Raw genomic sequence first — 12,750 nt, forward strand, 5'->3', positions numbered from 1 at the left:
AGGCGCTCCCTAATCGTGGCGGTCAGAAAGGACCACGCTTTGAGAGAGCCTCAAAGCCGCCTCTGAGCTGCTGGATGCGCTCTTGATAAGCCTTGCCCAAGCAGGCTCGGTCGGCGCCACAGGCCGCACGCCGCCTGAGCCAGGCTGCTTGCTCGTCCTCCATGTCACCGCGGGCGCCCATGCCCAGCAAAGGCTTGAGCTGGGTGTAGAGAACGGCCATCTCGACATCCTCGTCATTTAATTGCCGATCGGCACAAACCGCCGTCTCGTCAGCAGCCTCGGCTTTGGAGCAGTCAAAACTGGCGGCCGTTGCAGGCTGCCATGCCGCATTCATCAACAGGGCAGCAAGGCCTGTGAGGCGGAGGGCGTACTTGATCATTGGATCATCCTCGAGGACCTGACTGCAGAGCAAACCCCTCCAGCCGGCCGAGGCTCCCGTTCATCGGGAGCTATTGTGAAGCAGGGTTAACAGAGGGTGAGGGGCGTGGGTCGTACCCGCGAGGATCCTCAGCCGGAGTTCGCTAGTGCGGTTTATGCCCATATGGCGTGGGCCCCCGTTCGGCATGGCCGCCCTACTGTTTGGTACACCAGGCCAGCCACCTCACGGATTTCTGCTGACTTCAGATCGAGAGCGACGCACACTGCCGCCGGCAATGATGCCGACAGACAGCGGATCAAAGCTGGTCAGGCGACTGTAGTCACCTCCTGCGCCATTACCGCCCGCTAGCCCGGTGCCGACCGAATCCATCCCGGTGATTTCGACCCGCGTGTTCTCGGCCCCTTCAATCATCACAAGATCAAACAGGATGCTCGCATGCCTGGGCGCCAGCCGCACGCAGCCATGTGAGGCTGGAGTCCCGAGGTGGCTCGTGGCACCGCTACCGTGAATGGCATGGCCTGCATCGGTGAAGAAGATCGAGTGCGGCATGGGCGCATTGTCCCATTCCCGTGAATAATGCGCCCGGACCAGCCGTGATGGCGTAAAGGTGCCGGTCGGCGTGGAGTACTCGGCCGTGCCCGTCGACACGGGCCAGGAGTAGCGCTGCTGCCCGTTGACGGACACAGTCATCCGCTGGGCTTTTTTGTCGACCACGATCGACACTTCAGCCGCCACAGAACTAGTCAGGACGATGCTGCCGAGCAGTGCAATCACGGATGATATGGCTCTATGCATCGATCAGCCTCCAGTGTTGCTCGATCCGGGTTAAGGCGCTGCACAGGGACGACTGCTGAAAACAGCTAAGGTTCCAAGTGCCTGAAGTCGGCATCTTGAGCCCGAAGATACCCACATCCATCAGGGTTGCTTGGGCTGCTCCCGCGCCTCCGGCTCGACGATCACGTTGGGCGGCATCGGTTCGGATCCGGTCTCAACTAGATCCTGCAAGTCACCCTGTGCTACGGCCTCTGCCGTTCTCGTCGGAGTAGACTTCTGAATGCCGTAGGTCTGCGACTCAGGCTCAATCGGATCGGTAGCCGTTCTCTCGTTCCGGACTTCGGCGACAGCCTCTGGAGGAACGAGGCCAAGGCTCACGGCGTGCTCCGCGATCACTACACTGTCGGCCGCCAGCACCAGACTGCTGCCCGCGCCCGCCACCACCTTGGCAAGATCCTCAATCTCTCTGATCCTATCAGGATTTCGGGAGATATTCCGAATGTACACCGCCAGCACCCGACCAGGATGCTCCTCGACAATCTGACGGTAGATCTCAGGATCGTGCTGTCCACTGTCGCCGATGAGAACGAAGGGCAGCTCACCATAGAGCGCCAGCATGTTGTGGATCAGCTCGCGCTTGTGGTCCTCAGCCTTGCGCGGCAGCGGACTTGTCCAGGAGACGCCCCATTCACGCAGGAACAGGATTGGGCCAACCGGGATGCCATGCCGATCGAAAAACTCTTCCAGTACCTCGTAGATTCCCCAAGGGGCTCGTGAGACATAGAGCATAGGGTTCTGCTGGTCGCCGGAGGCGCCGGCGTGCAGGGCCCGGTACAAAGCTCCAACCCCAGGAAACGCCACTCGGGTCTGCGCGTCTTCGACGAACAGGTGCCACAGCATCCTGAGCTTGTTGGCGACGCCGGTGTGCATGACCGTGTCATCGATGTCGCTGATAACGACATACCGACAGCTGGTAGGTGGGATGAAGATCTGGGCCTGCGCCTGAACCGCACGGGGCTGCGGTAGGGTCAGATCCATGCTGTGCCACGAACGGTCGAGCGGTGGCGGCAGGGCAGGGGAGAGATGGACCCGAAAGTAGCCGTCCTGGTCCGTGGTGACGGTTTCCTCCGCTCCATAGAACTGGGCGGTCACCATGGCATTGGAAATCGTGCGGCGGGCAATGCGCCGCCCGATGTCGCGCAAGTTCGTCAGGAGGTCTCCTCGGCTCGCTTCCGAGTGCGAGCTTGATTGACTGAACACACGACCAATCAGGAAGACCTCGGAGCGGGATCCGTATCCGCGGTAGGGCTGGATGACCACGCCTCTTTTGCCTTGCGCCTCCTGCACGGGCTGAGCCGCGATACCTAGCATCCGGCTGGGTGCACCCAGCCACTTCCTCACTGCTCCGGTGAGGCTCATTGCGTTCACCCCCTATCCTGTCTGTGGTCTCCCAATGAGGTGGCCGTGGAAAAGATCCACGAGGGGAATGCCTTCATTGTGTAAACCAGTGAGACGCTTCCCTGGTACAGTAATGCCATATTATCGGGAAACACTGCTCTGTACTCGTCAACGAAATATTGCGTGCCGAGGAAAATCAGCGACTTGGCCAGTGCAAAGGCCAGCCTCGTCGCCCCCCAGCGGCGGCAGACGAGGGCAAGCCGCGACCCTCTGGGCCGAGAGTCACCCCCTCGCCATCACTATTCAGTCCAGGACTGCCCCATAGTGGCGGGCAGCTGCGACCAAGACAAAGGCATGCCAGATCGCGTTGTGGAAGCGCAGGCTCTCCTAGAGGTGGAAGACGACACCGGCAGTGTAGAGTGTGCACCGCCGGCGAAGAGAAGCCGGAGAGTCGAGCCGGGAAGCGTGCCAAACACGGTCCCGTAGGCCATGACGCCGCTCCAGCCCAGGAGTAGATAAAGAATGATCTAGAGCCTGTCGAAGCGCCCCAGAAAGATCAGCTTGAGCACGGTCTCCACAACGAAGTTCCGCCATATACCAGCTAGGAGGACGACGGACCCGAGGCTTGCCTTCATCTGGGTGACGAACGGCGGGTAGGTGCCCGCGATCAGAAGGTAGATCGCGGAGTGATCAAACCGGCGCAGGACCTACTTGACCGGAGACAGAGGCCGAAGGTTGTAGACCGCCGAGATGACGAGCACTGCCAGCAGGCAACCTGCATAGACCGATACCGAGATTAACTCCCATGGGCCCCGACGCGGCGAGGACAAGCAGGACGGTCACGCCCACGAGCCCACAGACTACCCCCCCAGCGCATGGACGATACCGTCTGCTAGGATCTCGTGCCGGTCGTAGTCCCACTTGCTCACTGCCCCTCCTGTGGACGGTGGGTTGCTCAGGGGTCTGCAAACCCGGTGGGCCGCAGGGACAGCGCACCGGATCGTGGGTCACGGCTGAAGAACAGCCCGCCCTGCTGCTCCGAGTGCCCCGGAACGTAGTCGAGGACGACCCGGCTGGTCTCGGGGTCCGCACCTGCCGTGGACACTGTTCCTTCAATTTCCACCCGCGCGGCAGCCTCGCCCGCCCTGTTGCGCGCCCGGAACAGGACCCGGTGCCCGCCCTCCACCGGTGCTACGTTCTCAACCTCGACGGTGATCACCGGAGGCACGGTCGCGCCATTGAACAGCTGCCATCCAATGACGCCGAAGACACCGAGCACCAACAGGAGGCCAATGCAGGAGGCCACCCACTCGAGCCAAGGCACCTGTGCCGCCACCTTCCCGGTCTCGTTGCCACCCTGCTTGTGTTCCCGGTTCATCGCGCCCTCACACCACCAGCCGCGCTGTCGCGGCCCCGAGCGACGCTGGGAAGCCCAGCACCACCAGCATGTTCGTGATCTCGGCCACGGATACGCCGTCGGTCCGTCCGAAGCTCCAGAGCACGTAGAGGCTCACCAGCAGGGCGACGCCGTAGCCGGCTAGGGTGAAGTGCAGAAAGGTCGACAGGAATGTGCCACCCTCGGGCCGGCTCTCCTGGCCGGAGAACCCGATGCTGTAGACGAAGACGTGCAAGAGCAGCATAGACAACACACCAAGGGCCAAGGCGTGCCATGGCGTCATCTGGAACGCGATCAGGATCATCTCCTCCGTTGGAGCCATGTTGAAGGCGAGGAACAGCGCGCCGGCCAACATGAGAAAGAGCTCGCCACCATAACCCGCCTCGCGCTTGCGCTCCTCCTCTGCGTCCATGTCCTGCTCATCGCCGAGCTGCTTGCGCCCGAGCATGGCACCGATGCTCGCCGGCACACTCTGCAACGCCACACGGCCGACGATGTCGCCCCAGGTCATGTCGAAGGTGATCACCGCAAGCACCACGAGGAGCACCGCAGACGTGACCACGCCGACGCCGAGGGCGGCGAACGCGTCCATGGCATCCTCTTTGAGACTGAAGGTCTTCTCGAAGCCGGAAAAGTAGGAGAGGCCGACGAGCAGAACGAGGGTGAAGGCTATGAGCAGGAGCAGCCGGCCGCGGCCTATCGAGAAGCCGAGCGACCACATTTCCATGGTCATCAGCAGGGGTATGCCGAAGATGATCGCCCCGCCGAAGGCGCGAGCCAGGCCGATGGCGTAGCGTTCGCTTGTCACTGGCACATTCCCTTTCCTGTCTCACCTGCTGCATGCGCCGTCCGGCAGCACAAGCTTGGCTGCTGAGAAGAGAACCCCTGATCTAGGGACTCAGTTCCCGGAAGTAGCGAGGCCCTGATCCAGCGCCGACCACGGCCGCAAACACCAGCGAACGAGAGCCAGGGCGGCTGGACGACGAAGTAGAGATGGTTGGCAGGCCTTGCACCGCAGACGCCTTAGTGAAGGCTTCGTTGCAGTAACTTGGAAAGGGCACAACGCACCCAGTCGAATGGAGCGCTCAGGCAGCAAATCCGATGATTCGTGCATAACTGCCCTGGCCTGAAACGGGGGGACGCCGCTCAGAGCATCCTCAGGAGACCCAAAGCGCTGGAGCGGAGTTATCCCTATGTCGCAAGCCTTTCATGGAACTCCCAGACAAAATGTTGAGGGGCTCAAGTTATGTGTTCTTGGGGCTCTCTTCTTATTGACCTTGCTGCATGCCGTAGTTGCTAGGATAACCCTCTTAGTCGGTGAAGAGAACCTCTGGGAGGCGGCTCGATCAACTGGCCGCTGCTATAGTTGCTCAATAAGGGATAACGGCTTACTCACAGACGGTCACGATATGTGATTTGACCAGCGCTCCGATGGGGTGGACACTAGGCGCGTTCGATGGCATCGGACTCTCCCTTTGGTAAACTGAGGTCCCGCTTACGGGGCCTCTTTTGTTAGCTGAGGCTCTGCCTCTTGGCGTGCTCCCGCTGCGTCTCGTGAAATCAGTCATAATGGTTCACAAGAGACTGGTGCTCTTCAGGGGGAGGAGGCCTCCCATTGTGATTACTCTCCTAGCTTGACCTTGATTGACTCTCGTTTCTCGCTACCCTTCATACTCTCAACAAGGGTTTGTATCGAGTACAAGGATCAACGGTTGAATGTCTGACGATGCAGCTAAAGAACGCAATGAGTATGTGACCGTTCTGATCTGCAAGAATTCATTACTTCGCGAAGGTCTCAAGCATCTCTTAGCGGATACATGCTTCGCTGTGTCTGACACTGTGACTGATGAGCCCCCACCCTGGCGACCGCGCCTTTACACACAAGCCGCTCTGTTCATTGCGGATGCCAGCAATTCCTCTGCAAGGCTCATCGAGATTGTCAGGCTGCTGAAGGAACGGCAAGGCGAGGCGAGGATCGTCTTCGTCGCCCACGATTTTGAGCTTGGCTTCATACGACTGGGACTTGCCGCTGGAGTCGACGGCTTCTGTTTAGCTGGGAGTGACCGCGAGGTTCTGATTAAGTCGCTTGAGCTGGTCATGATGGGTGAGAAGCTCGTACCTGGAGCGCTGGTTCATTCGCTTGTCAGCGAAATGGCTTCGAACGTTGAGCCAGATCAGGACGAGCCTATGGCAGAGGCACTTCCAATTGATCCTAAGATGCACAAACTATCAAAGCGAGAGGTAGAGATCCTGACCTGCCTCATGCGTGGCGAGCCTAACAAGGTCATAGCAAAGAAGCTCGATGTTGCTGAGGCCACGATCAAGGTTCACGTGAAGGCTATCTTGCGCAAGATAGGAGCAGCTAATCGCACCCAAGCTGCGATGTGGGCTACGGAGCATATGCCACGGAAGCGAGATCCTTAGCTCCCACCACTAATCTCATTGATCAGGCTGCTTTCCATCGCTGGTGGAAGTCCCGTTCCTGCGCCTAAGACTTCGTATAGCGGTTGACTACGTAGGGGACCCAAACAAACAACTGACATCATTGAGTGATTCTATCTCGCCTTGGGTCGTACGAGGTGGGAGGAAGTCATGCGTGATCTGTTCTGGCTCTCTGACGAGGCCTGGGCGGCGCTGGACCACATCTGCCGCACAACCAGCCGGGCAAGCCCCGCGTTGATGATCGACGGGTGATCAGCGGCATTCTCCATATCCTCAAAACAGGGGGGTGCTGGCGCGATGTTCCTCCCGAATACGGACCAGCCAAAACCATTTACAATCGCTACACCCGTTGGGCGCGACGCGGCGTCTGGAAACGCATCTTCGCCAAAGTCGCAGCTGCTGGCTCCATCCCGGAGGAGCTTGCGCTCGACAGCTCAAACGTCAAAGCCCACCGCGTGTCCCCCACGGAATCCGAGCCCTTCCGTCGCCATTTCAGGGCTCGGTACGGTTCAGTCAGGAAGTGGCAACCCCGGTCTTCGGGTCCCGTGACCTCGACCGCAAGGTGGTCGGGGCCGAGCCCCTGCTGTGCGCGGTACTGGAGGAACGAATCAACGGAATGAGGGGGCACTCGGACTCGGCTTTCGCCGATGACATCCAGCGGCGGCTGCGCGCCCAATTGACGAGCAACCGCTGCACGGCGGAGGATATTTCCCAGCTGCTGGAAATGCATCGGCGCACGCTGAACCGCCGCCTGAAGAAGCGGGACTTGGACTACCGGACGATCTGCGACGAGGTCCGGTTCGAGATCGCCCGCCAGTTGCTAGAGGACACCCAGATCCCGCTTGTCGAGATCGCGGCCACCCTCGGCTACTCCGAGGCGATCGCCTTCAGCCGTGCCTTCCGGCGCTGGTCGGGACGGTCGCCTCTTGCTTGGCGGACCGCCCAACCGTCCTAGTGAAGGTATTGTCCGGATTATACGGTTCGCGTTCGGGATCGCGCAAGCTTCCTCGCTGCTGGCCACCGACGCCATCGAGACGATGCGCTTGTGCCCCTCCTGAGCGATCATCTGATGACGGAAAACGGCATCTAAAGCATCGAACGCAAAAGTGGATACCGGTTCTGCGTAAAAAGATGCGTCAGACCAAAAACTTAAAGCATCGGACTTGAGTTCGAATTCACGTCCGATGCTTTAGAGCATCGGACGGTTAAACGGACGCATATCCGGCGGCCTTGAGGAAGTTCCAGCATTCTTGCGGCTCGAAGAGGTTGCAGATGTCGCCGAGGGCGTGCCAGAGCGCGTCAAAGGTTCGGGCTTCGGCCTTACGCAGGTGGGATTTAATCTTAGCGAAGGCCTGCTCAATTGGGTTCATGTCGGGCGAATAAGCCGGCAGGAACAGGAACCAGGCGCCTCTTTGCTTCAGACACTGCACGGCCTTGTTGCTCTTGTGAACGGCCAGATTGTCGAGGATCACCACGTCGCCTGTGTGCAGGGTCGGGGCGAGTTGGGTCTCGATGTAAGCCTCAAACGCCAACCGGGTGATCGGACCATCAATCACCCACGGCGCGCTCAGCTCACTGCACCGCAGCCCTGCGATGAATGTGTGGGTTTTCCAATGGCCGAAGGGCGCGCTCATGCGCAGGCGCTAGCCCCAGCGCGAGCGCCCGCGCAGGCGCGTCATCTTGGTGTTGACGTAAGTCTCATCGAGAAAGATCAAGCGGTGCGGCTGCTCGCGCATGCTCGGCTGACGGTGGGTGTGCCAGACCCGACGCTCATCCCGCACGTCCGCGCGTGCGCACTCCGCCGCCATCAGGGCTTTTTTTATATGAGAAGCCACGCCGGCACAGGAAGCGCGAGAGCATCGCCGGGGCTGCCACGATCCCGTGTTCCTCCCGCAATCGAGCGGCCAGTTCGGGCATGGTGATGGCGGGCTCGGCCTCGACCGTCTGGATCAGGAAAGCCTCATAGGGCACCAGCTTACCGTGTCCCGGTGGACGGCCCTGCCGGGCTGGCGCCGGGGAGCCGGTGTCCCGCGTGCGTCGCACCAGCTTGATGGCGAAGCTCTCGCTGACGTTAAAGTGCTCGGCGGCCGCCCGGCAGGAATGACCGGTCTCGACAAAGTTGGCGACGCGCACCCGCAGATCCAGGGAATAGAAATGACCCATGATCCACCTCCCGGTCCACCAAGTGAATCACAGCTCGGTCTCGAACAGAAGCCCAGGAGTCAGATTTCCGGTCCGACGCTCTAGGTCGTGCGTCTGCTGGGCTCCTATGTCCTGAGCACGGTCCGTGTCCTGATCGACACCCTTTGTCGAGCACTTTGGTGGCGCGCCTGACTGGAACCGGGGCTTGGCAGGATTCGGTGACGGGAGAGACGTGAGCAGGAATGTCAGGATCTGGCACATTTACGAAGTAGAGCGAATGTCTTCTGACGAAGGGGACAACAGACATCCCGAGGCGTTCGCAATTTCCTTGAGTGGCCCTGAGCTGACCTTCGAGAACTAGCTTCACTTGAGTAACTGTGTCTACATATGAGGTTGAGGAAGAAGGAAGAAAATGCTGTCGTTTGGCTTCGGCCCCGGTACCGAAGGGACAAACTGGCAGTTCGGCTAACGCAGGTCAGAGGTGCCCCGACCAGCGGCCGGGGTACCCATGGTTGTCATGAGGCGACTAGATCACGAAGAAGTCGCTTGCAGTGATGCTGGCCCTATTAGTCAGAGTTGCAAACAGCGTCTGGTTGTCCCGAGCTCCGCCATCGGCGTCAAAGAACAGGTTGCCTGTGCTCTGATCATAGACAATCCGGTCATCGGCCTCCGCGGCGGCGCTCGTTAGCGCGAACGCATTGGCACTCAGGGCTCCATCCGTCAGCCCGACAAAGACGGCATTGTCCAGCCGCAACGTATCGTCACTGGCGCGGAAGTCCCGGATCCTGTCGACATTGCCCGCCGGGTCGAAAGGAGCGTTGAAGATGAACACGTCATCGCCTGTTCCTCCGGTGAGCACGTCATTGCCGCCGCCGCCGATGAACGTGTCGTCGCCACGACCGCCGCTGAGGCTGTCGTTGCCGGCACCACCCACCAGGAAGTCATCGTCTCTCCCGCCCGTCACCCGGTCATTGCCTAAGCCGGCATTGAAGTAGTAGGCATCACCCGACTGAACAGCCTTGAGATTGTCAGCGCTTCTGGTGCCGAGGCTGACAACGTCGAACTGATCGCCGCGGGCTGCGCCCGAAACGAGGTCGCGTACGTCGAAGGTCAATCCGGACCTCGCCGCATCGAACGTTATGCCTTCATCGTCGAAGCGGCTGATGGCGCCGACAAGATCGCCGGCGCTGTTCTCGGACTGGAGGCGAACCGCGAGGCCGCCATCCTGATTGGTCATCGTACCGGCATCGGTCGCTGATCCGTTGCCCACCTCCGTGCTTGTAAAGGTAAGACGAACCTGCCGCGCCGAGGCGGCGGTGACGCTGACCGTGTCGGAGCCGTAGCCGAGGTTGACGATATCCGAACCACCGGTCGAGACATTGAAGAATGCCCGGTCGTTGCCCGTGCCGCCGAAGAGATGATCGTGACCGGATCCGCCGGACAGCTCGTCGTTGCCTGACCCGCCAACAAGATAGTCATCGCCGGATTCACCGAACAGCCTGTCATGGCCTGAACCACCATCGAGGTAGTCGTCGCCAGAGCCGCCGTACAGCGTGTCCCGGTCCGAGCCACCGTTCAGGTAGTCATCGCCCGCCCTGCCAAACAGGACATCGCGGCCACCGCGGCCCTGGAGGTTATCGTCGTCCCCCGTCCCTCTCAGGGTATTGTTGCCGCCATTGCCGATAACGGCGTCGCGAACCTGCAGGGAGACCGCATCTTGGAACAAGGCAAGGGCGCTGTTGAAGGAGAGTTCCCGGATCTCACCGGACGCGATCGGCAGAAAGAGCTTGTAGCCTGCCGTTCCGTCCACCTCGCCCATCGTGCCCTGGCCATGCCCGGCCAGAACTGTCTTGCCATGCAAAACGATCTCGCGCCTGTTCAGCGACACGTCGTCCAACAGCGTTGCAAATTCACCATTCCGTGGATCGGTTAAGTCGTAGGTCTGGGAGAACAGGAACGAGGTCCCGGTGGGCTTCGGGAAGCCTGAGTCGTCACCAGGAGGGGACGTGAGGTTGAGGAGAACGGGACCATAGGTGTCCAGACCCTCGGCCAGCTCGATGAACCCGTCCCGGTCATCGTCCTGAGCCAGGGTCGGCACGGTTGCGTTGCTGCCGTCCACAAAACCGTGAATGTGCTGCGGGTGGATTTGGCCGGCCTCGACGCCCCTCGCGGCCGTGACGACAGTCAGTCGGTTGCCTTTGAGGAGGAGTAGCGCCCCGCCTTCGGCCTCGGAATTGTTAAGCTCGTTCAAGTCCGCGAAGAACACGCGGTCTGCCCCGGAAAAGGCCAGAAGCGCGGCATTGAGGTTAGCGCTGTTCAGATCCAGCGAACTATGCGATCCGCTGGCTGCGCCTGAAGACAGTCCGCCGTGTGCCATATGGTTTTGCTCAGTCATCGACGACTCCCATGGTTGGTAGCAAGTGGGCTTCAGGGAGTGGCATGACCGTGGCCCTCAGGCAGTCGCACGCGAGACAAAGAAGAAGCCACCATTCACCCTGAGCAGCGGCTACACGGCAGCTCCATCGTTGGATGCAAAAATCATAAAAGAATATTTCAACAAACGGCTGCTAAGCTTAGCAGCTTGTTCCTTGGTGACGGCGACCGGCTGCGAGATCTATTCCTAAACAGTCAGGGTCAGGCATAAGGCAGGCTTAGTTGACAGACGCATATTTCTCAAGATGAGCCCTATCGGTGCCCCTGCCAAATCATTCTCTTACGAAAGATTGTCAGTGTTCAGGATATCACGTCGGCGTTCGCTGGCTGCTGCGGACTTTGTCGTTCCTGATAGGGAATGTTCCCCTCTGGCACATCCTGGAAGGTGAGCGAATGCCAGCTCTTGCAGGGAGCAGAGGAAGTTCCTGAAAAGACTTGGGACGCTGAGTCCGACTCAGTCCAGATGTTCGTCGTTATGCCCAAAGGCAGGAGCAAACCTCAAGCTATGAGGATCACGCTGTTCTGTCGCGTTTAAGTCAGACCTTTTCGGCTAGTCGCACGTTCTAGCGGAGGGCGGCCGCGAGGCTTGAACTGACCTGAAACCTGAGAGGTAGCCGATGGCGCGTGCAAAACTGTTCACACCCTTCCGGGTCGGCAAGATCGAACTCGCTAATCGCATCGTGATCGCACCCATGTGCCAGTACTCGGCCGAGAATGGATGCATGACCGACTGGCACCTGATCCATCTGGGTCAGCTCGCTCTCTCGGGTGCCGCGCTCCTGACCATCGAGGCAACCGCTGTCGTGCCCGAGGGCCGTATTACCTACGCCGATGTTGGTCTCTACTCAGACGAATGCGAGGCTGCCATGCGGCGCGTCCTGGACAGCATTCGTCGCTGGTCCGACATGCCGGTTGCCATTCAATTGGCCCACGCCGGGCGGAAGGCCTCCACTGAAGTGCCGTGGAAAGGGGGAAAGCAGATCCCGCCTGAGCATCCGAACGGATGGCAGACGGAGGCTCCCTCAGCCATCCCGCACGACCTGGGGGAGGTCTCTCCCCTGGCGATGGACCAGGACGGCCTAGCCCGTGTGCGCGATGCCTTCGCCGATGCGGCCAGGCGTGCTGCGCGGCTCGGTATCGGGGCCGTTCAGGTCCATGCGGCCCATGGTTACCTGCTCCACCAGTTCCTGTCGCCTTTGTCCAACCGGCGTGAGGATACCTACGGTGGTTCCCTTGAGAACCGGATGCGCTTCCCGCTTGAGGTATTCGATGCCGTCCGGGCCGCATTTCCAGCGGAGCACCCTGTGACAGTGCGGGTGTCGGGCACGGATTGGGTTCAGGGCGGCTGGACAATCGAGGAGACCGTCGCGTTTGCGAAAGAGCTTGAAGCCCGCGGATGCAGCGCACTCCACGTCTCAAGTGGCGGGCTCAGCTCCGCGCAGCAGATCCCAGTAGGTCCAAGTTACCAGATCCCGCTCGCACGCGCGGTCAAGGCAGCTACCACAATGCCGGTGATCGCTGTGGGGCTCATCACTGACTTTGTGCAGGCGGAAGCCATCCTCAGCACGGGCGATGCCGACCTGATCGCTCTCGCCCGCGCCATTCTCTACGATCCCCGTTGGCCGTGGCATGCGGCCGCGCATTTCGGTGCTGCCGTCAAGTCTCCGAATCAATACCTTCGCTCCCAACCCCATCAGTTCCCGCATCTCTTCGATGTGCGCGCTGACGATTGATTGCTCTCTGGGCGACCACGGGCGAAAGCTACGTAACCCCTGTGCTAGTCGAC

At 60.4% G+C, this 12,750-nt stretch carries 9 protein-coding genes and 3 pseudogenes; 4 read left to right on the forward strand and 8 right to left on the reverse strand.

The window, feature by feature from the left end; all coding sequences use genetic code 11:
* Positions 1-22: 22 nt before the first annotated feature.
* The 6 genes and pseudogenes from JKL45_RS16850 to JKL45_RS16870 form a co-directional block, all read right to left on the reverse strand.
* Complete coding sequence (locus JKL45_RS16850; RefSeq protein ID WP_201862740.1) at positions 23-379, reverse strand: lysozyme inhibitor LprI family protein; 357 nt, start codon at positions 377-379, stop codon at positions 23-25.
* 222 nt (positions 380-601) lie between these two features.
* Positions 602-1,174, reverse strand: a complete 573-nt coding sequence (locus JKL45_RS16855) for a L,D-transpeptidase (RefSeq protein WP_201862741.1) — start codon at positions 1,172-1,174, stop codon at positions 602-604.
* Positions 1,175-1,294: 120 nt separating this feature from the next.
* On the reverse strand, positions 1,295-2,572 hold the full coding sequence (locus JKL45_RS16860; RefSeq protein WP_201862752.1) for an App1 family protein phosphatidate phosphatase: 1,278 nt from the start codon (positions 2,570-2,572) through the stop codon (positions 1,295-1,297).
* Between the two features lie 282 nt (positions 2,573-2,854).
* Positions 2,855-3,480 (reverse strand): annotated as a pseudogene (gene trhA, locus JKL45_RS29970) (PAQR family membrane homeostasis protein TrhA).
* Between the two features lie 26 nt (positions 3,481-3,506).
* Complete coding sequence (locus JKL45_RS16865; RefSeq protein ID WP_201862742.1) at positions 3,507-3,929, reverse strand: hypothetical protein; 423 nt, start codon at positions 3,927-3,929, stop codon at positions 3,507-3,509.
* Positions 3,930-3,936: 7 nt separating this feature from the next.
* On the reverse strand, positions 3,937-4,761 hold the full coding sequence (locus JKL45_RS16870) for a TIGR02587 family membrane protein (RefSeq protein ID WP_312896976.1): 825 nt from the start codon (positions 4,759-4,761) through the stop codon (positions 3,937-3,939).
* A 902-nt stretch (positions 4,762-5,663) separates the two neighbouring features.
* Between JKL45_RS16870 and JKL45_RS16875 the strand changes: the two genes are divergently transcribed.
* From JKL45_RS16875 to JKL45_RS30685, 3 genes and pseudogenes are all read left to right on the forward strand, one after another.
* Complete coding sequence (locus JKL45_RS16875) at positions 5,664-6,371, forward strand: LuxR C-terminal-related transcriptional regulator (RefSeq protein WP_201862743.1); 708 nt, start codon at positions 5,664-5,666, stop codon at positions 6,369-6,371.
* Between the two features lie 168 nt (positions 6,372-6,539).
* A pseudogene (locus tag JKL45_RS16880) lies at positions 6,540-6,844 on the forward strand (transposase); the annotation flags it as partial.
* 65 nt (positions 6,845-6,909) lie between these two features.
* Positions 6,910-7,344: a helix-turn-helix domain-containing protein gene (locus JKL45_RS30685; protein WP_201862754.1), complete on the forward strand. Its 435-nt coding sequence runs from the start codon at positions 6,910-6,912 to the stop codon at positions 7,342-7,344.
* Between the two features lie 250 nt (positions 7,345-7,594).
* Here JKL45_RS30685 and JKL45_RS16890 read toward each other — a convergent pair.
* Together JKL45_RS16890 and JKL45_RS16895 are read right to left on the reverse strand one after the other, a co-directional pair.
* Positions 7,595-8,552, reverse strand: a pseudogene (locus JKL45_RS16890) (IS630 family transposase).
* A 505-nt stretch (positions 8,553-9,057) separates the two neighbouring features.
* On the reverse strand, positions 9,058-10,926 hold the full coding sequence (locus JKL45_RS16895; RefSeq protein WP_201862744.1) for a calcium-binding protein: 1,869 nt from the start codon (positions 10,924-10,926) through the stop codon (positions 9,058-9,060).
* Between the two features lie 655 nt (positions 10,927-11,581).
* On the opposite strand from JKL45_RS16895, the gene JKL45_RS16900 reads away from it, so the two are divergent.
* On the forward strand, positions 11,582-12,697 hold the full coding sequence (locus JKL45_RS16900) for an NADH:flavin oxidoreductase/NADH oxidase (RefSeq protein WP_201862745.1): 1,116 nt from the start codon (positions 11,582-11,584) through the stop codon (positions 12,695-12,697).
* The last annotated feature ends 53 nt before the right edge of the window (positions 12,698-12,750 follow it).

The sequence above is a fragment of the Microvirga soli genome (assembly GCF_016734765.1).
In the GTDB taxonomy this organism is placed as follows: domain Bacteria; phylum Pseudomonadota; class Alphaproteobacteria; order Rhizobiales; family Beijerinckiaceae; genus Microvirga; species Microvirga soli.